We start from the raw sequence: 20,751 nt of genomic DNA, 5'->3' as shown, positions 1-20,751 counted from the left end.
AATTGGTCACTCTCAGACGGCTATTACGGTCCGACAGTGCACAAATCGCGAGTTAACCCGTGAATTGCACCGGCCCCGCCACCGCCGCGAAGACCACGCCGCCACCGGTGACCTCGCGGGTCGCCTGACCGCGGGCAACGAGGAGCTCGAGGTGGGCCTTGGTCTCCATCGAGGCGAGCGCGGCGTTGAAGACGTCGAGCTCGGCGAGCGTGCGCTCGTGGCGGGTCCAGGGCAGCTCGCCCGCGACGTCGTACGCCGTGCCGGGGCGGTGGGTGATCGCCTCGAGGCAGAGCGCGAGCCGGTGCTCGTGGTGCGCGAGCAGCTCGTCGACCCGGGTGTGGGACGACGGTGCGACCGGGCCGTGGGCGGGCAGCAGGCGCAGGTCGGGCATCGCCCGGACCTTGGCCAGCGAGCCGAGGAAGTCGCGCAGCGGCTGCTCGACCGGCACGGGCTCGAAGCCGATCGAGGGCGTGATGGTCGGCAGCACGTGGTCGCCGGCGAAGAGCAGCCCGGCCGCGCGCTCGGCGAAGACGAAGTGCCCCTGGGTGTGGCCGGGGGTGTGCACGGCGTCGAGCGACCGTGGGCCGACCGCGACCACCTGGTCGCCGTCGAGCCAGGCGTCGGGGTAGCCCCACGTCGACACGTCGGGCACCCGCCCGTCGGTGAAGCGCCGCCACTCCTCCGCGATCGCCAGCGCGCCGGCCGTCCGCAGCACGACGAGCGTGGGGTCCTCCTCGACCGACTCCACGTGGTGCATCAGGTCGAGCGTGGGCTTGTCCCCGAGCCCGAGGCTGACGTGCGCGCCCACCTCCTGCCCCAGCACCGCCGCCTGCGTGTAGTGGTCGCGGTGCACGTGGGTGACCAGGAACGCCGTGATGTCGCGGACGTCGTACCCCACCGAGGCCAGCGACGACTCCAGCAACGACCGGCTCTCCGCGATCGCCCACCCGCCGTCGACCAGTGTCAGCCCGTCCCCGGCCTCGATGGCGTAGACGTTGACGGCGCGCAGGCCGTCCATCGGCAGCGGCAGCGGGATCCGGTGGATGCCATCGGCCACGGGCCACGCGCCCGGCTCGGTCCAGTGCTCACCGGAGTCGGGCGACACCGCGTGGGCGGTGTCCGGAGGGGTCGGGGCCACGCGCCGACCCTAGGACGTGAGGTCGGGGAGGTTGAGGTCGAGGTTCGGCTCCTGGATGCCGCCGTCGACCTCGAGCATCTTGCCGGTGACGAACTGCCCGGCCCGCGACGACAGGTACACGACCGCCGCGGCGACGTCCTCGGCCTCGCCGATCCGGCCCAGCGGCGTCTTGCGCTCCATCTGCTCCTTCATCTCCGGCACCCCGGCGACGAACTCGAGCGCACTGGTCATCACCGAGCCGACGTAGATGCCGTTGACCCGGATCAGGGGCGCGAGGTCGCGGGCGGCGAGCCGTGCCCAGTGCGCCAGCGCCGCCTTCGCCGTGCCGTAGGCGAGGTAGCCGCGGCCCGACGCACGTCCCATCATCGAGCTGATGTTGACGATCGAGCGCTGCGCGTCGTCGGGCCCCTTCAGCATCAGCGGCACCGCCGCGACCGACAGCGCGTGCGCCGTGCTGACGTTGAAGTGGAAGGCCTCCTCGAGGTAGGCCACGTCGGTGTCGAGGAAGGCGTTCGGGATCGTGCCGCCCACGTTGTTGACGACGGTGTCGAGCCGGCCGAAGACGTCGTACGCCGCCGCGGCGAGGCCGGCGACCGCGTCGAGGTCGCTCAGGTCGGCCGCGACGACGTGCGCCCGGCGGCCCCTGGCGCGGACCTGCTCGGCGACCTGCTCGAGCTGGGACTCGGTGCGCGAGGAGACCACGACGTCGGCGCCCGCCTCGGCGAGCGCGACGGCGGTGGCGGCGCCGATGCCGCGCCCGGCCCCGGTGACGACGGCGACGTGGTCGGTGAGGGTGAAGCGGTCGAGGATGCTCACGAGGTGACCAGCCCGCGCCCGGTGACGAGCGGCAGGTCCAGCGCGGTGACCAGCCCGCCGGGGGCGGCGACGACCGCCGGCACGGCGTTCACGAGGCGCTGGGCGGTCACGATCATGCCGGAGACGTTGTGGTCGCCGTGCTCGCCGCGGTGGGTGAGCTCCAGCTCCATCATCGGCTCACCGGTGATGACGACCCTGTAGCAGCCGTCGGCCCTGCTCGGCCGGGGCCAGTCCGGCTCCTGCTCCGGCGAGGTGCGGGTGCAGTGCTCGAGGACCACCCGCGGCACGCCGTCGACCGTGCCGATCAGCTGGAAGCGCACCGCCGCCATCGTCCCCTCGGGGATGTCGACGGAGACCGTCGAGATGTCACGGTCGGCGGGCCGGCGGTCGACGACCTCGGTGAGCGGCTCGTCGAGGGTGATGCCGAGCCCCGCGGCGAGCTGGCGCACCACCGACCCCCACGCCATGCTGAGGATGCCCGGCTCCCAGAGCATCGGCCTCTCGGTCAGCGGCTTGCCGAAGCCGAAGATCTCGCGCATCACGACGGGCTGGTAGTAGGTCGAGTAGTCCGCGAGCTCCTGGACCCGCACCTCGTCGATCCGCTGCGACAGGCTGGTCAGGCTGAGCGGCAGCACGTCGTTGGCGAAGCCCGGGTCGATGCCGTTGACGTGCAGGCTGGCGCCCGTGCGGGCGCCGGCACTCGCGAGGCGGTCGAGCATCTCCTCGGGCAGGATCTTCTCCGGCCACTGCAGCAGCACGGGTCCGCTGGAGACGACGTTGACGCCGGCCTCGACGAAGCCGAAGAGGTCCTCGATGCACTCGAAGACCCGGTCGTCGGCCATCGCGGTGTGCACGATGCAGTCGGGGGCCAGGGCCATCAGGGCGTCGCGGTCGCGGGTCGCCAGCACGCCGAGGTCGCGGTCGAGACCGGCCAGGCGCCCGGCGTCGCGCCCCTCCTTCTCGGCACTGGAGACCCACACGCCGACCAGCTCGAGGTCGGGGTGGGCGTCGATGCCGGCGATCGCGTGCCGGCCCACCGTCCCGGTCGACCAGGCGACGACGCGCAGGGGCTTGCGGACCTCAGCAGGGGCACTCATGGCGACAATCTAGAACAGGTTCTAGTGTGGCGGAAGACCGATCCGGATCACTCGCCCGCCGCGACCGGGCAGCGGGTGCCCGAGTAGATCGTCGGCATGCAGCGGTTGCAGTGGGTGCACACGCCCGACTCCGCCTCGCCCGACGCGAGCCGGGCGACCAGGTCGGGCTCACGCAGCAGGGCCCGCGCCATCGCCACGAACTCGAAGCCGTCGGCCATCGCCCGCTGCATGGTCTCGAGCCGGTTGATCCCGCCGAGCAGCATCAGCGGCATCGTCAGGGCCTGCCGGAAGACCAGCGCCTTCTCGCGGAAGTAGGCCTCCTCGAAGGGGTACTCCTTGAGGAAGCGCGCGCCGCCGAGGCGCATCCCCCAGCGCACGGGCACCGGCATCGCGGCCGTGAACTCCCGCCGCGGGGCGTCGCCGCGGAACAGGTACATCGGGTTCATCAGCGAGCTGCCGCCGCTGAGCTGGAGGGCGTCGAGGCAGCCGTCCTGCTCGAGCAGCACGGCGAGGTCGACGGCCTCCTGGCCGCCGAGACCACCGCGGAACCCGTCGCCGACGCTGACCTTCGCCGTCACGGCGGCGGCGTCGCCCACCTCGTCGCGCACCGCGCGGGCCACCTGCCGGGCGAGCCGCGCCCGGTTGGCCAGCGACCCGCCCCACCGGTCGTGACGGCGGTTGAGCCCCGGCGCGAGGAACGACGAGACGAGATAGCTGTGCGCCATGTGCAGCTCGAGCACGTCGAAGCCCGCAGCCACGAGCACCCGCGCGGTGTCGACGTACGCCCGGGTGACCCGCGTCAGGTCGGCCTCGGTGGCAGCCCGCACCATCTGCATCGACAGCGGGCTCGGCATCCGGGAGGCGCTGATCGCGTGCACGCCGTTGGAGCGTCCGTTGGCGACCGGGCCGGCATGGCCGACCTGGCCGGCGATCGCCGCGCCGGCGCCGTGCACCTCCGCCGCCAGCCGCTCGAGCCCAGCCCGGGAGCGCGACCCGACCACGATCTGCTCCGCGTGGGTGCGCCCCTCGGGGGCGACCGCGAGGTAGGCCACCGTGGTCAGCCCGACCCCGCCCCGGGCCACCGCGAGGTGGTGGTCGACCAGCGCGTCGGTGACCTGGCCCTCGGGGGTGCAACCCTCGAAGGTCGCGGCCTTGACCGTCCGGTTGCGCAGCGCGACCGGGCCGAGGGTGGCCGGAGCGAGGACGTCGGGGCTCACGCGTCCGAACTGTAACGTGTTCTAGTCGTCGCCGAGCGCCGCCTCACTCGTCGGCGAACTGCACGTTCACCGCGCCGTGCGACTGGCCCTGGAGGTCCGGGACGTCGCGGAGCAGCTCGCGCACCGCAGACCGGTGCTGGTCGGGGCCGCCCGGGCAGCTGATCAGCAGCTCCTCCCCGTGGAGCTCGTGGTCGTTCACCACGTCGTACCCGCCGTGCCGGAGCGCGACGACGATCGCGGCCGGATCGGCACCCTCGGGGATCCGGTAGCGCAGGTACTCGCCACCGGACTTCACGTGCTCCTCGTGCACGGCCTCGTCCTTGCTGATGCTGCGCACCGCGATGGCGCCCCCGACCAGCAGCACCAGGACGACCAGCACGATCACCACGACAGCGCCCATGACCTCACCTCGTCTCGGTCGGGATCCCCGCTGGTCGGGGTCCGTCCTTCGACGGTAGGTCCGACTCGCAGCCCGCGGCACGGTCCAAAGTCCTCAGCGGCCGGGACACGGGCAACGAGTGGGTGGTGCGGGTTGAGCACGTGCACTCAGGCGCGGGCCGGCGCCGACGTCGACGCTGGGCGCATGAGCACCCGCCGCGCCCTCGCCTGGACCCTGGTACTCACCACGATCGGCACCCTGGCCGTCGCGCTCGTCTGCGCCTGGGTGATGTACGCCTTCATCACCCTCCTGCTCCCCTTCGTCCCTCCGCTCTTCGGCCCCTGGCCCGAGCCCCCCGGCTTCTGGGCGTCCGTGCTCGCCGATCCGGGATTCGTCCTCGGTCCGGCGGTGCCGTGGTGGGTCGCAGGGTGCGTGGCCTCCGCAGCGCTGCTCCTCTGGCGGCGGGCGGGATCGACGCCCTTCGCGCGGCAGTCGGCGTTCCGCCAGGGACTGGTGGCGTCGACGTCGACGCTCGCCGTCGGCCTGGTGGTCCTGGCGGCGGTCGTGTGGCTGGGAGCCTGAGGCTCAGGCGCCGCGCATCCGGAGGTCGAGGTCGGGGTCGACCGGCGCGCAGCACGAGCGCCCCCGGGTCTCGGGCGCGAACCGGACGGCGAGGGCCAGCACCACCGCCACGAAGACGAGCAGCACCACGACTGGCAGCACGGTGACCTCCGTCCGGGAGTGGGTCCGACGCCCTCCATCCTGCCAGCCGGACGGCTGCCTTTCATCCCCCCTTCATGTCGCCCTGCGTACGGTCGCCTCCCGGCCGCAGCCGGGACGACCGACGGGAGGATCGTGGCGACGAGTGACGCCGGCGTGCTGTGGGCCCCTGTCCAGGAGAGCTGGTTCGGGGCGTTCGAGCGCGTCGCAGGGGCGACGCCCTGGCTGCACACGCCCGCCCGCCTGTTCGCGGTGTACGGCGTCGTGCTGTTCGCGGCGGCGCTGCTGCTCGCGTGGTGGGTGGCGCGGCGCGACGACGGGCCGGAGCGCGTGACCGCGGCGCTGTGCGCGCCGGTCGGTGTCCTCGTCGCGGTCGGGGTCAACCAGCTCCTGGGCACGGTGTTCGCCGAGCCGCGGCCGTACGCGGTGCTGCCCGACGCGCTGGTGCTGGTCGCGCGCAGCACCGACTACTCGTTCCCCAGCGACCACGCCGTGATGGCGGGAGCGGTCGCCGCCGGGGTGCTGCTGGTCGACCGGACGCTCGGGCTGGTCACGGCCGCCCTGGCCGTGCTCATGGCCTTCACCCGGGTGTACGTCGGGGCCCACTGGCCCCTGGACGTGGCGGCGGGTCTCCTGGTGGGCGCAGCCGTCGCCCTCGCGACCTACGCCGTGGCACGCCCGCTGGTGCACCGTGCCGTGACCGCTCTCGCGGGCACACCCGCACGTCCCCTGGTGACGGCACGCACGCCCCCTCGTCGCCCTGCCGGCCCGCGTCCAGCATGATGGAGGGCATGCCCGAGCAGACGCAGCAGACCCACCAGACCCGGGAGCGCTCGGGCGCGCCGTCAGGTCCCGACCCCGCCGCCGAGAGTGCCGAGGAGCTGCGCACGGAGTGGCGGCGGGCGGCACGTCTCTGGGCGGTCGTGGCCTGCTTCGCCGTTGTCGGGATCGCGAGGTCGATCCAGGTCGGCGTGCCGTTCCGCGACCCGGAGGGGGCCTGGCTGCTCAGCCGCGTGGAGCTGACTGCCGGCATCTTCCTCGGCCTCGTCGTGGTCGACGTCCTCCTGCGCAGCCCGAGCCGACGGTCGTGGCGCGCCCTCGCGGCCACGATCCGCGCCCGGTGGACGCCGACCCGCCTGGCGCTCGTGTGGTGCGCGCTGCTGGCCTACCACGTCACCTACGCCGTCTACCGCAACCTCAAGAGCTGGGACGCCTTCAACACCCCCCGCGACGCGATGCTCACCCGGTGGGACTCCTGGCTCTTCCTGGGCCACAGCCCGGCCGTGCTGCTGCACGACCTGCTCGGCCAGGACGTCGCCGCGCGGGTCCTCGCGATCTGGTACGAGACGTTCCCCTACCTGGTGCTCGTCGCGTTCCCGGCCGCCGTCGTGCTCGCGACGCGCATCAAGGACGCCTACGCCGGGATCGCCGCGCTCATGTGGACGTGGATCCTGGGCACGGCCAGCTACTACGCCATCCCGTCGCTCGGCCCGTTCAACGAGAGCCCGGGCGACTTCGCGGGGCTGCCGCCGATGTCGATCCAGGAGACGCAGGCGCGCTACATGGCCCAGCGTGGGGACTTCCTCGCGCACCCGCTCGCCGGGGACGCCTTCGCGCAGGTGTCGGCCTTCGCCAGCCTCCACGTCGGCATCGCGGCCGCGATCGTCGGGCTGGCGTGGTGGCACCGCCTGCGTCGTACGACGATCGTGCTCACGGTCTTCCTGGCGGGCACGATGGTTGCCACGGTGTACCTCGGCTGGCACTTCGCGGTGGACGTGCCGGCCGGCCTGGCCATCGCCGCCCTCGGGTGGGTGCTCGGCCCGCTGACCGTGGGGGTCCGGCGCCGGCCGGAGCCACGCACGGGGACGCTGTGAGCCGCCTGTCGGAATCGAACCGACGACCTATTCATTACGAGTGAATCGCTCTACCGACTGAGCTAAGGCGGCCTGCACCCGGTGGTGGCCGGGCGCCCGCGGAAGTATACGGAGCACCGGTCCGGCGGACGAAACCGGCGTCCCCACGGGAGCGGGACGCCGGTCGCCTGGTCAGCAGCGCAGGCCGTCGCGGGGGACTTCGCCGCGCAGCAGGTAGCCCTCCACGGCATCGTCGACGCACTCGTTGCCGGCGTTGTAGCCGGTGTGGCCGTCGCCGTCACGGGTGACCAGGACACCGGAGTCGAGCTGGGCGGCGAGGTGCTGGGCCCACTGGTACGGCGTGGCGGGGTCGCGGGTGGTGCCCACGACGACGATCGGCGCGGCACCCTTCGCGTCGACCTCGGGGAAGGGCTCCTCGGCCCGCACGCGGGTGCCGTCGCAGCCGGTGAGGCTCCAGGCGAAGACCCGGCCGAAGGTGGGCGAGGCCCGCTCGAAGTCGGCGTACTGCGCCGGCACCTGGCCCGGGGGGATCGCCCACGGATCGTCGAGGCAGTTGATCGCGTAGATCGCCTCGGCGGAGTTGTCGGTGTAGCCGTCGGCGCCGCGCGAGGAGTAGAGGTCGGAGAGCCGCAGCAGCGTGGTGCCGTCGCCGTCCATCGCCTGCTGGAGCGCCTGGCTGAGCAGGTACCAGTAGTCGCGGACGTAGAGCGGGGTCACCACGCCGTAGAAGGCGTTGCCGACCTCGAGGTCGCGGCCGAGCGAGGTCGGGAGCGGGTCCTGGTCGATCTGGTCGAGCAGGTCGGAGATCGTGGCCAGCCCCTCGTCGACGGAGTCGCCGAGGAAGCAGGGGTCCTGGTTCTCGACGCAGTCGGTGACGTAGGCGCGCAGGGCGGTCTCGAAGCCCTCGGCCTGCTCGAGCCCGGCCTGCCGGGTCCCGATCGAGAGGTCGACGGCGCCGTCGAGCACGAAGCGCCCCACCCGGCGCGGGAAGAGCTCGGCGTAGGTCGCGCCCAGCTTGGTGCCGTAGGACGCCCCGAAGTAGTCGAGCCTGCGCTCCCCCAGCGCCGAGCGCAGCACGTCCATGTCGCGGGCGGCCTCGACCGTGCTCACGTGCGAGGCCAGGGCGCCGGAGCGGGCGGGGCAGCCGCGCCCGATCGCCTGCACCCAGCCGGCGTACTCCTGCCGCTCCGCGGCGGTGTCGGGCGCGGGGTCGCTGGCGATGTACTGGTCGAGCTGGCTGTCGGACAGGCAGTCGACGGGGTCGCTGCTGCCGGTGCCGCGCGGGTCGAAGCCGACGATGTCGTAGCGCTCGCGCAGCGGCGCGCCGAACGCCAGGCCGGCCGAGGCGGCGTAGTCGGTGCCGGGTGCGCCGGGGCCACCGGGGTTGACGACCAGGCTGCCCAGGCGGCGGCCGGGGTCGCCTGCGGGCACCTTGAGCAGCGCGAGGTCGATGGTCGGGCCCCGCGGCTTCGCGTAGTCGAGCGGCACGGTGAGGGTGCTGCACCAGAAGCCGCCGCGGCACGGCTCCCAGCGCAGGCGCTGGCCGTAGAACCGGCTCAGGTCGGGCGCGGGCGCGATCGTCGAGCCCGGCTCGGGAGCTGCGACCGGGGGAGGCATCGACGGGGACGGGGGGCTCGACGAGGAGCCGTCGGACCCGGAGCGCAGCGCGGAGACCACGACGGCGATGCCGAAGCCCGCGGCGGCGAGCACCATCGCCACGACCACGACCGCCACGGTGACCCGCTTGGTGGAGTCGTTCACGCGCGCCCCTCCGGGACCTTGAGCGCGACCATCATCGACTCCAGGGCCAGCTCGGGCTTCACGTTGTACTCGAGCATCTGCTCGCGCGCCTCGAAGATCCAGCCGATCCGGCGCAGGTTGAGCTCGGGCGTGGACTCGCGGGCGACCTTCTCGACGTCCGGGCGGATCTCCTCGTTGACCAGGGCGCCGGCGGCGCCGGTGGCCAGGGCGATCGCGTCGCGGTAGACCGACACGAGGTCCATCAGCCCGCGGTCGACCACGTCGAGGTGGCGGCGCTTGGCCCGGGTCTTCTGCGCCTTCTCGAGGGCCGCGAGGGCCGGTCCGTACTCGCGCGGCCGCCGACCGCGCTCCACCACGCCGTACGCCGCGTCGAGCTCGGCCTTCTCGCGCTGGTCGAGGTCGCTGGTGATCAGGTCGGCCTCCTCCTTGGTCACGTCCACCAAGTTCGCGGCCGCGGTCATGCAGGCGCCGAGGGTGCCGAGGGTGGCCGGGATCGAGACGACCTCGCGCCGGCGGTTGCGCGTGCCCTCGTCGCGGGCCAGGGCCCGGGCGCGACCGATGTGGCCCTGGCTCGCCCGGGCGGCGTAGGACGCGAGGGCGTCGCCGACGCCCTCGGTGCGGACGAGGAACTCCGCGACCTCCTCGGGCACGGGGGTGGTGAGCGCGACCAGGCGGCAGCGCGAGCGGATCGTGGGCAGCATGTCGTCGGCCGTCGGTGCGCAGAGCAGCCAGATGGTGCGGGCGTTGGGCTCCTCGATCGCCTTGAGCAGCGCGTTGCACGCCTGGTCGGTCAGCCGGTCGGCATCCTCGATGATCAGGACCTGCCAGCGCTCGCCGTTGGGCGCGAGCGCGGCCCGGCGCACCAGGTCGCGCACCTGCCCGACCCCGATCGAGAGGAGCTCGGTGCGCATCACGGTGACGTCGCCGTGGGAGCCGGCCAGCACCGTGCGGCACGCGTGGCACTGCCCGCACCCCTGCTGCTCGCACTGCAGCGCGGCGGCGAAGGCGATCGCCGCGTTGGAGCGGCCCGAGCCCGGCGGCCCCGTGAACAGCCACGTCTGGTTCATGCCGTGGCCCCCGGCCGCCGCGCTCAAGGCTGCGATCGCGCGGCGCTGGCCGACGAGGGTGTGCCAGATCGGGGGCGTGGTGGTGGGGGCGGTCATCGCGTCGCCTGCCCGAGCAGCGGCTCGACCCGCGCACGCACCGCGGCGGTGAGCTCCTCGACCGGGCACCGCGCGTCGAGCACGAGGTAGTGCTGGGGGTCGGCGGCCGCCAGCGCGAGGAACGAGGCCCGCACCCGCTGGTGGAACCCCAGCGACTCCTGCTCGATGCGGTCACGCCCCTCGAAGCGCTCGAGACCGGCGCTCGGCTCGAGGTCGAGCAGCACCGTCAGGTGCGGGCGCAGGTCGCCGGTCGCCCAGCGCGCGACCCGCTCCACCTCGGCGACGTCGAGGGTGCGGCCGGCGCCCTGGTAGGCGAGCGTCGAGTCGACGTAGCGGTCGGTGACCACCACCTCACCCCGCGCGAGCGCGGGCAGGACGACGGTCTCGACGTGCTCGGCCTTGTCGGCGGCGTAGAGCAGCGCCTCGGTGCGGTCGGCCAGCGACCCGGTCGCCGGGTCGAGCACGATCTGCCGGACCCGTCGCCCCACCTCGGTGTCGCCGGGCTCGAAGGTGTGCCGCACGGCGTACCCCTCGCTGGTCAGCCAGGCCTCGAGCGCCGCGGCCTGGGTGGACTTGCCCGCGCCCTCGCCGCCCTCGAAGCAGACGAAGACGCCGCGATCGGCGTACCGCCCCGGGTGCTCGCTCAGCGGGATCTCCTCCACGTGGTGCCGACGTCTGCGGCGAACCTACGTGGTGCCACCCCCAGGGACCAGCGCGGGTCCGGTCCAGTCACGGACCGAGGGCCCCGCGCTACTTCATCGAGGTCGCGCAGCGGTACGCCGGCTCCGACTTCTCGGCGGCCCGCGAGCAGGTGTCGCGGGGCAGGGCGAGCAGCCCCCACGTGAAGCCCATGACCAGCACCGGGACCAGGAACGAGGCCACCTTGCCCATCCAGCCCTTGGCGCTGCGGTAGGCCGAGACGAACAGGATCAGCGCCAGGACGGCGCCCGCCTCGAAGCCGAGCAGGATGAAGTTGAGCGGTGAGTCGGGGTCGCCGCAGAACCGTCCCTGGGTCGAGGCCAGGGCAGGCACCGGCCCCGCATCGCCCAGGTAGCAGTTCTGGACGAGGAAGAAGAAGTGCAGGTAGTAGGCGCCCACCATCGTCGCGGCGGTCAGCACCACCAGGGCGATCCGGCTCCCGATGCTCCGGTCCATGTCGCTGAGTATGGGGGCTGTCCGGCCCGCCGCGCGGGACTTCGGGCAACCTCGCGGCGATGGCGCGGACCGGCTCTCAGGACTTCTTGGCGGCGGCCTTCTTCGTCGTGGCCTTCTTGGCCGCCGACTTCCGGGTCGTCGACTTCGTGCCCGTGGTCTTCTTGGTGGTCTTCTTGGCAGCCTTCTTGGCGCCCCGCTTGGCCGTCTTCTTCGCCGGGCCGCGGGCCCGTCGCTCGGCGAGCAGCTCGGCGGCCCGCTCGATCGTGATGGACTCGACGGTGTCGTCCTTGCGCAGCGTGGCGTTGTACTCACCGTCGGTGACGTACTCGCCGAACCGGCCGCTCTTGACCACGACCGGCTGCCCGGAGACTGGGTCGTTGCCCAGCTCCTTGAGCGGCGGGGCCGCCGCCGCGCGCCCGCGCTGCTTGGGCTGGGCGTACAGCGCGAGCGCCTCCTCGAGCGTCACCGTGAAGAGCTGCTCCTCGGTCGCCAGGGACCGCGAGTCGCTGCCCTTCTTCAGGTACGGCCCGTAGCGACCGTTCTGGGCGGTGATCTCCTCGCCGTTCTCGGGGTCGACACCGACGACGCGCGGCAGGGAGAGCAGCTTGAGGGCGTCCTCGAGCGTGACCGTCTCGAGGCTCATCGACTTCAGGAGCGACCCGGTGCGCGGCCTGGCCGACTTCGGCGCGTCGTCGGGCAGGACCTCGGTGACGTAGGGCCCGAAGCGTCCGTTCTTCGCGACGATGCGCAGCCCGGTGTCGGGGTGCTGGCCGAGGTCGATCTCCTCGCCGGCCGGGTTGGCGAAGAGCTCCGCGGCCTTCTCCAGCGTCAGCTCGTCGGGCGGGAGGTCGTCTGGCACGTTGGCCCGCTTGCCGGTGGGGTTGCCCTCCTCGTCGGGACCCTCGAGGTAGGGCCCGTAGCGACCCACCCGCAGGTGGATGCCCGAGTCGGGCCCGCCGATGGGGAAGGTCGCGAGCTCGCGGGCGTCGATCTCGCCGAGCTCGGTGACCAGCGTGTGCAGGCCCTGCACGCGCTCGGAGCCGTAGTAGAACTCGCCGAGCTCGGTGGCGCGGTCCTTGTGCCCGGCGGCGATCTCGTCGAGCACGTCCTCCATGCCCGCGGTGAACTCGTAGCTCACCTGGCGCGGGAAGTGGTCCTCGAGCAGCCGGGTCACCGAGAACGCCAGCCAGGCCGGCACCAGCGCCGTGCCCTTCTTGTAGACGTAGCCGCGGTCGACGATCGTCTTGATGATCGAGGCGTACGTCGAGGGGCGGCCGATCTCGCGGTCCTCGAGCTCCTTGATCAGCGTGGCCTCGGTGTAGCGGGCCGGCGGCTTGGTCTCGTGCCCCGACGCGGACACCGACGCGGCGGAGACGGCGTCGCCCTCGGTGAGCGCGGGGAGCCGGGTCTCGGCGTCGTCCTTGGCCGCCGACGCGTCGTCGGTGCCCTCGACGTAGGCCTTGAGGAACCCGTGGAACGTGATCACCCGGCCGGTCGCCGAGAAGACGACGTCCTCGCCGGTCGCAGACGCACCACCGAGGCGGATCGAGACCGACTGGCCGACGGCGTCCTTCATCTGCGAGGCGACCGTGCGCATCCAGATCAGCTCGTAGAGGCGGAACTGCTCGCCGGTCAGCCCGGTCTGGGCGGGGGTGCGGAAGCTGTCGCCGGCAGGACGGATCGCCTCGTGCGCCTCCTGGGCGTTCTTCACCTTCGAGGCGTAGACCCGCGGGGAGTCGGGGAGGTACTCCGCGCCGTACAGCTCGCGCACCTGCGACCGCGCGGCGTTGACAGCGGAGCCCGACAGCGTCGTCGAGTCGGTGCGCATGTAGGTGATGAAGCCGTTCTCGTAGAGCCGCTGGGCCACCGACATCGTCACCGAGGCGCTCATCCCGAGCTTGCGGGAGGCCTCCTGCTGCAGCGTGGTGGTGCGGAACGGCGCGTAGGGCGAGCGGCGGTAGGGCTTGGACTCGACCGACCGCACGTCGTACGACGTGTCGCGCAGCGCCTCGACGAGCGCCTCGGCGCGGGTGCGGTCGACGTGCACGACCTTGCCCTGGGCGCTGGACTTCAGGGCGCCGTCGGAGCCGAAGTCGGAGCCGCGGGCGACCCGGGCGCCGTCGACCGAGTGCAGCTTGGCCGGGAACATGCGCGGGTCGTGGTCGCTGCCGGCGTCGAAGGTGCCCTCGAGGTCCCAGTAGGAGGCGACACGGAACTTCATCCGGTCGCGCTCGCGGTCGACGACCAACCGGGTGGCGACCGACTGGACACGGCCGGCCGAGAGGCCGGACATGACCTTCTTCCACAGCACGGGCGAGACCTCGTAGCCGTAGAGCCGGTCGAGGATCCGCCGCGCCTCCTGGGCCTCGACGAGGTCGTCGTTGATCTGGCGGGGGTTCTCGACCGCGGCCAGGATCGCGGGCTTGGTGATCTCGTGGAAGACCATGCGGTGCACGGGCACCTTCGGCTTGAGCTCGTCGAGCAGGTGCCAGGCGATGGCCTCGCCCTCGCGGTCCTCGTCGGTGGCGAGGTAGAGCTCGTCGGCGTCCTTGAGCAGGGTCTTCAGCTTGGCGATGTGCGACTTCTTGTCGCGCGGCACCACGTAGTAGGGCACGAAGCCGTTCTCGACGTCGACCGCGAGCCGCCCCCACGGCTTGTCCTTGATCTTCGCGGGGGTGTCGGCGGCCGAGTTCGGGAGGTCGCGGATGTGGCCGATGGAGGACTCGACGACATAGCCCTCGCCGAGGTACCCGCCGATCGTGCGGGCCTTCGCCGGTGACTCGACGATGACCAACTTGTGTGCCACTGGGGTTCGCGTCTCCTGGTCCCGCCCGGGGGTCGGGCGCTCTACGGCCGATCACGGTAGCGCGACCTGTCAATCGGTCTCCGCGGCAGCCCCTCCCCGTGGACCTGTGGATGACCGCCGACGTCGAGCCGCGCGCGGTGCCACGGTGGGGGCCCGCGAGTGCGCAGGGACGCCGCCCCGACCTCGCCCCGACACACCAGGAGACAGCCGATGTACGACGTCGACCGCAGCCACCAGCCGTGGGACCCTCCCTGCCAAGACCACGCGCCCGGCGTCGACGTCGCCCTGCGCCTGACCCACCTCGTGCTCGTCGACGGCCGCCTTGTCGACGTCTGGTCGGAGCCGGTGGAGGAGACCCGCTGGCAGCACCACGCCGCCCGCTTCGACCGCGAGCGGGGCCCCGTCCCCGGGCCTCCCCCGCCGCCCTGGCAGCGGGTGCTCGACTGGCTGGCCGACGTCTGCGGCGGCTGCGCGGCGGTGGCCGCCCTCGACGCCGACCCGCTCGACGACGACGACGTCGCGCTGCCGGACGTGCCCGACCGCCACCAGCTGGCCCGCCTCGAGGCGACCGCCGACCTGCTCGACGCCGTCGCCGGGCGGCTGCTCGACGCGGAGGCCGGGTGCGCGCTGCGGCGGGCGCTGCTGCGGGTGTGGGCCGAGGAGCCCGAGGTGGTGCTGCGGCCGACGACGGCCGGACACGTCGCCGGTGGGGTGTGCTGGGCGGTCGGCAAGGCCAACGGGTGGTTCCGGCCGCAGGGCGACCTCGCGATGGGCCGTGTGCAGGAGGCGCTGGCGCTCGGCTCCTCGCCGTCGGGCCCCGGCCAGCGGGTGCGCAGCGCGCTGCGCGGCTTCCGCGACCTGCCGGCGGCAGGGTGGCGCTACGGCGTGCCGGGCGTCCCGGGCGTGCCGGACCTCGAGGCCCTCGGTCACGCCGACCTGCTCGTGTCGACCACCAGGGCACGGCTGGTGCGGCTGCGCGACCGCGCAGTCGCCGCCCGCGACGCCGCCGCGTGAGGCGCCTACCGCGGGTCCGCGAGCAGGAAGCCCTCGTCGACCAGCTCGCGGACGACGGGCAGGTAGGTCGCGCGGAGCTCGGCGGCGTCGCGGTCGAGCAGCAGGGCCAGCGCGTCCAGCACCTGCGCGACCGTGAGGTCACCGTCGCAGGCGCCGACGAGCGCGGCCTCGACGGTGTCGGCCCGCCTGGCCCGCATCAGCCCGCGCTGCTGGCGCAGCACGACGGTCTCGGGGTCGGCCGCGCCCGGCTGGCCGTGGGTCTCCTGCACGAGGTCGTCGCGCCGGACGAGGTGGTCGTCCACGCCGACCGGCGCACGGACCGCCGCGCCCCAGGCCGCGACGGCCGGAGCGACCGGCTGCTCGACCGCGTGCGGCCAGTCGAGGAGCTCGCGGCGGGGCGTGGCGGCGTCGGTCCGGTGCAGGTTGATCCACCCGAACCCGATGCCCTCGACCTCCTGCTCGTCGAGCCACCGCAACCACGCGTCGTACCGTCGGACGTAGTCGGGGGCCCCGTGCAGGCCGGCGTCCTTGAGCCAGAGCTCGACGTACGCCGCGGGGTCGAGCGTCTCGCGCTGCACCACCAGGGCGTCGCAGGCCGGGTCGACCCAGGAGGCGAGCCGCTCGTGCCACGGCCGGCCGCGGAGCACGGCCCAGTTCGCGAGCACCTGCGCCCAGCCGCCGGAGGTGAGGTGGGCGGCGGCACCCCGGACGACCCTCTCGACGACCTCGTCGCCGGGCAGGCCGGAGTCGCGGTAGACCAGCCGCTCGCCCGTGGCCGGGGAGATCACGAAGGGCGGGTTCGTGGTGACGAGGTCGAACTGCTCACCGGCCACCGGCTCCCAGAGCGAGCCCGCGCGCGCCTCGACGCCGGCGACCTCGTTGAGCGCGAGGTTGAAGCGGGTCAGTGCCAGCGCCCGCTCGTTCACGTCGGTGGCGATCACGGCCCCGGCGTGCTCGGCGAGGTGCAGCGCCTGCACGCCGCAGCCGGTGCCGAGGTCGAGCGCGCGGCCGACCGGCTCGCGGATCGTCAGCTGGGCGAGCGAGGTGGCGGCCGGGCTGATGCCGAGCACGTGGTCGCCTGCGACGGCCTGCGGCCCGCCGTCGAGACCCGGGGTGAGGTCGCTGACCACGAGCAGGTCGAGGTCGCCGGTCGCATAGGGGCGGACGTCGAGGAGCGCGCGCACCTCGTCGCCGTCGCGGGCCAGCACGCCCGCGTCGAGGAGCCGGTCACCGAGGCCCGGGAGCGCCCGCTCGGCACGGTCGGCGGGGACGACGGCCTGGAGCAGGAACAGCCGCACCAGCGTGGCGAGCGGCGAGCCGTCGGTCGTCGCGGCCAGCCCCGGCGTGGTCTCGTTGCGCCCGAGGGCGGCGTGCGCGCGCTCGCCCAGCAGCGCGGCCACCGCGTCGTACGCGTAGCCGGCGGTGAGCAACGCGTCGCGCAGCGGTGCGGCGAGGTCGGGGCCGGGCAGTCGGTCCTCGGTCATGGTGCCGATCCTCCCAGCGGTGCTTCAATGCCGGCATGGCACGGGTCCGGGCCCTGGTCGCCCTCCTCCTCGCCGCGCTCGTCGTGGCCGCGCCCGCGCTGCCCGCCGACGCGGGTGCACCGGTCGCCACCAGCGGACCGACCTCGGCACCGGCCGGCGACGGGCCCCGGCTGAAGGCGCGGATCGTCTTCGTGAAGGACTACGACCACCCGTGGCGCAGCGAGGTCGTCTGGCGGGTCACCCGCCGGCAGGCGGACGGCGACGTCGTGCTGCGCGACCGGAAGTCGTGGCGGGCCGGCTCGGGGTTCGGCGGCGGGTCGACGACCGACCCGTGCGTGAGGAACGTGGGGTGGCTGCCCGACGGGCGCTACCGCGTCACCCAGCACGCCAACTACCAGGGGAGCCTGATCCACGGTCGGGCATTCTTCCTCGGCGCCAAGGAGTGCCCCGACGGGACGCTGCGCACCGACCTCTTCCTCCACACCGAGACCGGCGACCGCAACCGGCAGTGCGCGAACCGGCCCGGCGACCAGATCTGCCGCTGGGAGGCGCCGAAGGTCAACGACTGGCGCTCGCACGGGTGCATCAAGATGGACCCGGCATCGCTGCGCCAGCTCACCCGGCACTTCCACCGGTGGTTCGACGCCGGGGTCCGCTACCCCGCGCGCCGGGTGTCGCTGCGGGTGCGCTGACCCGCGCGCTCAGTCGCGGGGCAGGTGGTAGTACTCGTCGAGGCTGCGCCCTGCCGCGAACAGGTGCATCGCGCCCCGGTAGACGCCGTGCCGCAGCTCCGCCTCGTACCCGTCGTACATCGGGACGCCGAGGCGCCGGGCCACGGCGAGCTCGGCGTCGACGTCGTACGGCACGCGGACGAACGACAGCGCCCACGGCGCGGGCTCGGCGCTGCCGACGACGCCCTCGAGAATGCAGTAGAGCGGGGTGGGGTCACCCATGCAGTTGCCGACGCTGCCGGTGTTGAACAGCGTGCGGCCGCGCAGCTGGGTCTCGTACGCCGGGTCGTGGGTGTCGGCGTACCCGACCAGGTCGGGCTCCGTACCGTCGCCGACCGCCGCGATCGTGGCCGGGGTGTTCGCGAACTGGCCGAGGAACTCCTCGCCGTCGTGCACGTAGCGGACGCGACGGTGGACGGTTTCCGACGAGGCGTGCATCAGCCGGACCCGGCGGCCGCTGAGCAGGAAGTCGTGGCAGAACGGCAGGTCGCGCAGCCACTTCCCGTGCGCCTCGCCGACCTCGTCGCGCCACCAGCGCAGGGCGTCGTCATCGTGCGCACGGTCGGGGTCGGGGAGGAAGTCGTCCCAGTTCCCCAGGATGTTGACCTCGCACCGCTCCTGGCAGAGCTCCACGACCTCGCGGCCGCGCGGTCCCTTGCCGACGTAGTCCCCGAGGTTGAAGATCCGCGTGATCCCGCGCGCCTCGATGTCGGCGAGCACCGCCACGAGCGCGGTCAGGTTGCCGTGGACGTCCGAGACGAGCGCGATCCGCTCCGGTGCCGAGTTCCCCACCCGCCGATCCTCCCATCCACAACCCACTCCCACATGCACGCTGACCCGCCGTTAGTTAACGGCGGGTCAGCGTGGTGGGGCGTTACTGCTGGGTGCTCGAGGGCGGCGAGGCCGGCTCGAACTGCTGGGTGGAGCCGGGCTCGTGACCGATCGGCTCGTCGGCGGCCGGGGCCGGCGGGGCCGGGGGCTCGGCCGGCGTACCGGGCTCGTCGTCGCCGATCACCGAGGAGCGGCGCTTGGCGATGATCACCGCGGCGGCGATGCCCGCGAAGGCGGCCAGCGCGATGATGATCCGCAGCGGCGTGTTCTCGTCCTCGCCCACCGAGATCTTGACGATCGCGCCGACGATCAGCAGCGAGACCAGGTTCATCACCTTGAGCAGCGGGTTGATCGCCGGGCCGGCGGTGTCCTTGAACGGGTCACCGACGGTGTCACCGATGACGGTCGCGGCGTGGGCCTCCGAGCCCTTGCCGCCGTGGTGACCGTCCTCGACGAGCTTCTTGGCGTTGTCCCACGCGCCACCGGAGTTGGCCAGGAAGACGGCCATCAGGGTGCCGGTGGCGATCGCGCCGGCCAGGAAGCCGGCGAGCGGCCCGACGCCGAGGCCGAAGCCCACCGCGATCGGCGCCAGGATCGCCAGGATGCCCGGCGTGGCGAGCTCGCGCAGCGAGTCCTTGGTGACGATGTCGACGACCTTGCCGTACTCCGGACGGCCGGTGCCCTCCATGATCCCGGGGATCTCGCGGAACTGGCGACGGACCTCGTAGACCACCGCGCCGGCGGCGCGGCCGACGGCGTTGATGGCGAGACCCGAGAACAGGAAGACCGCTGCGGCGCCGAGCAGCGCGCCGACGAGGACGTTGGGGAAGGAGATGTCGAACGCGAACGCGAGCTGGGTGAGGTCGCTGGGCGCCTCGGTCAGCTTCACGTCCTGCAGCGACTCTCCGAGGGCGTTGGTGTAGGAGCCGAACAGCGCGCTCGCCGCCAGGACCGCGGTGGCGATCGCGATGCCCTTGGTGATCGCCTTGGTCGTGTTGCCGACCGCGTCGAGCTCGGTGAGGATCTGCGCGCCCTTCTCGTCGACGTCGCCGGACATCTCCGCGATGCCCTGTGCGTTGTCGGAGACCGGGCCGAAGGTGTCCATGGCCACGATCACGCCGACGGTGGTCAGCAGGCCGCAACCCGCCAGGGCGACGGCGAACAGCGCGACGGGGATCGAGCCGCCGCCGACCAGGAACGCGCCGAAGACCGCGGCGCCGATCACCAGCGTCGTGTAGACCGCGGACTCGAAGCCGACCGCGAGGCCGGACAGGATCACGGTCGCCGCACCGGTGAGCGAGGTGCGCCCGACGTCCTTGACCGGGCGGTAGTCGGTGCCGGTGAAGTAGCCCGTGAGGCTGAGGATGATCGAGGCGAGCACGATGCCGATCAGCACCGCGATCGAGGCGATGAGGGCCGGGTTGCCGTCCGCGTCGATCGAGATGTTGTCGAGCTCGGGGAAGCTGGTCGGGAGGTAGATGAACGACAGGGCCACGCTGGCCACGGCGCCGATCGCGGCCGAGATGTAGAAGGCCCGGTTGATGGTGACCAGGCCGTTCTCGCCGGCGCGCGGCTTGCACAGGTAGACGCCCGCGACCGCGGTGAGCGCGCCGATGGCCGGGATCAGCAGCGGGAAGACCAGGCCCTTGTCGCCGAACGCCTGCGAGCCGAGGATCAGCGCGGCGACCAGGGTCACGGCGTACGACTCGAAGAGGTCGGCGGCCATGCCGGCGCAGTCACCGACGTTGTCGCCGACGTTGTCCGCGATGGTCGCCGCGTTGCGCGGGTCGTCCTCGGGGATGTTCTGCTCGACCTTGCCCACCAGGTCGGCACCGACGTCGGCCGCCTTGGTGAAGATGCCGCCGCCGACTCGCATGAACATCGCGAGCAGCGCGGCGCCGAAGCCGAAGCCCTCGAGGACGTTGGGTGCCTCGTCCTGGAAGAGGAGGACGACGACGCTGGCGCCGAGCAGGCCGAGGCCGACGGTCAGCATGCCGACGTGGGCACCGGTGCGGAAGCCGATGTTCATGGCCACGTCGCGGCCCTCGTTCTGCGCGGCCGCGGCGACGCGCAGGTTCGCGCGCACCGCCAGCGACATGCCCAGGTACCCGACCGTGGCCGAGAAGCCGGCACCGACGAGGAAGAACACCGACCGGAAGATCCGGACCGTGGCGTCGTCGGCGGGCAGGACCAGCAGCAGGAAGAACGCGATGGCGGCGAAGACCGCGAGCGTCCGGAACTGCCGAGTCAGGTAGGCGTTGGCGCCTTCCTGCACCGCCTGGGCGATGTTCTTCATGTTGTCGGTGCCTTCACCGGCGGCGAGGACCTCTTGGCGGAACTTGAACGCCATGCCCAGGGCACCGAGCGCGATCAGCGCGACGACGACGACCAGGACGAGGTTGCCTCCGGAGACGTCCACGACGGCCGGAGTGATCCCGGTCATGTGTGTCCTCCTGGGAGAGTGATTCGGGTCTCACGAACGCCGCGGAGTCTACGCACAGCACCCGGTGGGAGGTCACACCGGTGTGAGGGGTCCCACACGGAAAGGTGGAACGGCGGCCGCAG

The 20,751-nt window shown here is 72.9% G+C and carries 19 protein-coding genes and 1 tRNA gene; 5 read left to right on the top strand and 15 right to left on the bottom strand.

Annotation, left to right across the window (positions count from 1 at the left end):
- Positions 1-52 precede the first annotated feature (52 nt).
- Genes ACFPGP_RS08085 through ACFPGP_RS08065 form a run of 5 tightly spaced genes read right to left on the bottom strand, consistent with a single transcriptional unit; the run spans position 53 to position 4,668 of the window.
- Entirely contained in the window at positions 53-1,138 is a 1,086-nt protein-coding gene (locus ACFPGP_RS08085) for an MBL fold metallo-hydrolase (RefSeq protein ID WP_378589088.1), read from the bottom strand.
- 9 nt (positions 1,139-1,147) lie between these two features.
- Complete coding sequence (locus ACFPGP_RS08080; protein WP_378589087.1) at positions 1,148-1,954, bottom strand: SDR family oxidoreductase; 807 nt, start codon at positions 1,952-1,954, stop codon at positions 1,148-1,150.
- Positions 1,951-3,051: an NAD(P)H-dependent amine dehydrogenase family protein gene (locus ACFPGP_RS08075; protein ID WP_378589086.1), complete on the bottom strand. Its 1,101-nt coding sequence runs from the start codon at positions 3,049-3,051 to the stop codon at positions 1,951-1,953. Before ACFPGP_RS08075 ends, ACFPGP_RS08080 begins: the two co-directional genes overlap by 4 nt.
- Positions 3,052-3,098: 47 nt before the next feature.
- Entirely contained in the window at positions 3,099-4,268 is a 1,170-nt protein-coding gene (locus tag ACFPGP_RS08070; RefSeq protein WP_378589085.1) for an oxidoreductase, read from the bottom strand.
- A gap of 43 nt (positions 4,269-4,311) precedes the next feature.
- Positions 4,312-4,668, bottom strand: a complete 357-nt coding sequence (locus ACFPGP_RS08065; protein WP_378589084.1) for a hypothetical protein — start codon at positions 4,666-4,668, stop codon at positions 4,312-4,314.
- Between the two features lie 183 nt (positions 4,669-4,851).
- On the opposite strand from ACFPGP_RS08065, the gene ACFPGP_RS08060 reads away from it, so the two are divergent.
- Positions 4,852-5,229, top strand: a complete 378-nt coding sequence (locus tag ACFPGP_RS08060; RefSeq protein ID WP_378589083.1) for a hypothetical protein — start codon at positions 4,852-4,854, stop codon at positions 5,227-5,229.
- Between the two features lie 3 nt (positions 5,230-5,232).
- Here ACFPGP_RS08060 and ACFPGP_RS08055 read toward each other — a convergent pair whose 3' ends face one another.
- Positions 5,233-5,370 carry a hypothetical protein gene (locus ACFPGP_RS08055; protein WP_378589082.1) on the bottom strand — a complete coding sequence of 46 codons (138 nt, stop codon included), beginning with the start codon at positions 5,368-5,370 and terminating at the stop codon, positions 5,233-5,235.
- A gap of 132 nt (positions 5,371-5,502) precedes the next feature.
- On the opposite strand from ACFPGP_RS08055, the gene ACFPGP_RS08050 reads away from it, so the two are divergent.
- Together ACFPGP_RS08050 and ACFPGP_RS08045 are read left to right on the top strand one after the other, a co-directional pair.
- The gene (locus tag ACFPGP_RS08050; RefSeq protein WP_378589081.1) at positions 5,503-6,150 is read left to right on the top strand and encodes a phosphatase PAP2 family protein; all 648 of its coding nucleotides are present in this window, start codon (positions 5,503-5,505) and stop codon (positions 6,148-6,150) included.
- Positions 6,151-6,158: 8 nt separating this feature from the next.
- Positions 6,159-7,241 carry a phosphatase PAP2 family protein gene (locus ACFPGP_RS08045; protein ID WP_378589080.1) on the top strand — a complete coding sequence of 361 codons (1,083 nt, stop codon included), beginning with the start codon at positions 6,159-6,161 and terminating at the stop codon, positions 7,239-7,241.
- Here ACFPGP_RS08045 and ACFPGP_RS08040 read toward each other — a convergent pair.
- The 6 genes from ACFPGP_RS08040 to topA all read right to left on the bottom strand — a co-directional run bounded on the left by ACFPGP_RS08040 (position 7,241) and on the right by topA (position 14,126).
- A tRNA-Thr gene (locus tag ACFPGP_RS08040) sits at positions 7,241-7,313 on the bottom strand. The two genes, ACFPGP_RS08045 and ACFPGP_RS08040, sit on opposite strands and share 1 nt — an antisense overlap.
- Before the next feature lie 99 nt (positions 7,314-7,412).
- Positions 7,413-9,002 carry an alpha/beta hydrolase gene (locus tag ACFPGP_RS08035; RefSeq protein WP_378589078.1) on the bottom strand — a complete coding sequence of 530 codons (1,590 nt, stop codon included), beginning with the start codon at positions 9,000-9,002 and terminating at the stop codon, positions 7,413-7,415.
- Entirely contained in the window at positions 8,999-10,165 is a 1,167-nt protein-coding gene (locus tag ACFPGP_RS08030; protein ID WP_378589076.1) for a DNA polymerase III subunit delta', read from the bottom strand. Before ACFPGP_RS08030 ends, ACFPGP_RS08035 begins: the two co-directional genes overlap by 4 nt.
- Entirely contained in the window at positions 10,162-10,827 is a 666-nt protein-coding gene (gene tmk, locus ACFPGP_RS08025) for a dTMP kinase (RefSeq protein WP_378589074.1), read from the bottom strand. The genes ACFPGP_RS08030 and tmk overlap by 4 nt, the downstream gene beginning before the upstream one ends.
- Positions 10,828-10,915: 88 nt before the next feature.
- Complete coding sequence (locus ACFPGP_RS08020; RefSeq protein ID WP_378589073.1) at positions 10,916-11,320, bottom strand: hypothetical protein; 405 nt, start codon at positions 11,318-11,320, stop codon at positions 10,916-10,918.
- Positions 11,321-11,396: 76 nt separating this feature from the next.
- Positions 11,397-14,126: a type I DNA topoisomerase gene (topA, locus tag ACFPGP_RS08015; protein ID WP_378589072.1), complete on the bottom strand. Its 2,730-nt coding sequence runs from the start codon at positions 14,124-14,126 to the stop codon at positions 11,397-11,399.
- Between the two features lie 210 nt (positions 14,127-14,336).
- Between topA and ACFPGP_RS08010 the strand changes: the two genes are divergently transcribed.
- Complete coding sequence (locus ACFPGP_RS08010) at positions 14,337-15,140, top strand: hypothetical protein (RefSeq protein ID WP_378589070.1); 804 nt, start codon at positions 14,337-14,339, stop codon at positions 15,138-15,140.
- A gap of 5 nt (positions 15,141-15,145) precedes the next feature.
- Here the strand turns inward: ACFPGP_RS08010 and ACFPGP_RS08005 are convergent, their stop codons facing one another.
- Positions 15,146-16,624, bottom strand: a complete 1,479-nt coding sequence (locus ACFPGP_RS08005; RefSeq protein WP_378589068.1) for a DUF7059 domain-containing protein — start codon at positions 16,622-16,624, stop codon at positions 15,146-15,148.
- A 35-nt stretch (positions 16,625-16,659) separates the two neighbouring features.
- Between ACFPGP_RS08005 and ACFPGP_RS08000 the strand changes: the two genes are divergently transcribed.
- Positions 16,660-17,316 (top strand): hypothetical protein, encoded by a 657-nt coding sequence (locus ACFPGP_RS08000; protein WP_378589067.1) that lies wholly within the window; start codon positions 16,660-16,662, stop codon positions 17,314-17,316.
- Positions 17,317-17,325: 9 nt separating this feature from the next.
- Here ACFPGP_RS08000 and ACFPGP_RS07995 read toward each other — a convergent pair whose 3' ends face one another.
- Together ACFPGP_RS07995 and ACFPGP_RS07990 are read right to left on the bottom strand one after the other, a co-directional pair.
- A complete protein-coding gene (locus tag ACFPGP_RS07995) occupies positions 17,326-18,147 on the bottom strand; it encodes a metallophosphoesterase family protein (protein ID WP_378589066.1) in 822 nt (273 codons plus the stop codon).
- Between the two features lie 82 nt (positions 18,148-18,229).
- Positions 18,230-20,629: a sodium-translocating pyrophosphatase gene (locus ACFPGP_RS07990; protein WP_378589065.1), complete on the bottom strand. Its 2,400-nt coding sequence runs from the start codon at positions 20,627-20,629 to the stop codon at positions 18,230-18,232.
- Positions 20,630-20,751 lie beyond the last annotated feature (122 nt).

This window comes from Nocardioides taihuensis, assembly GCF_042657275.1.
GTDB lineage: Bacteria > Actinomycetota > Actinomycetes > Propionibacteriales > Nocardioidaceae > Nocardioides > Nocardioides taihuensis.
This window is presented reverse-complemented; position numbering and strand designations above follow the sequence as displayed.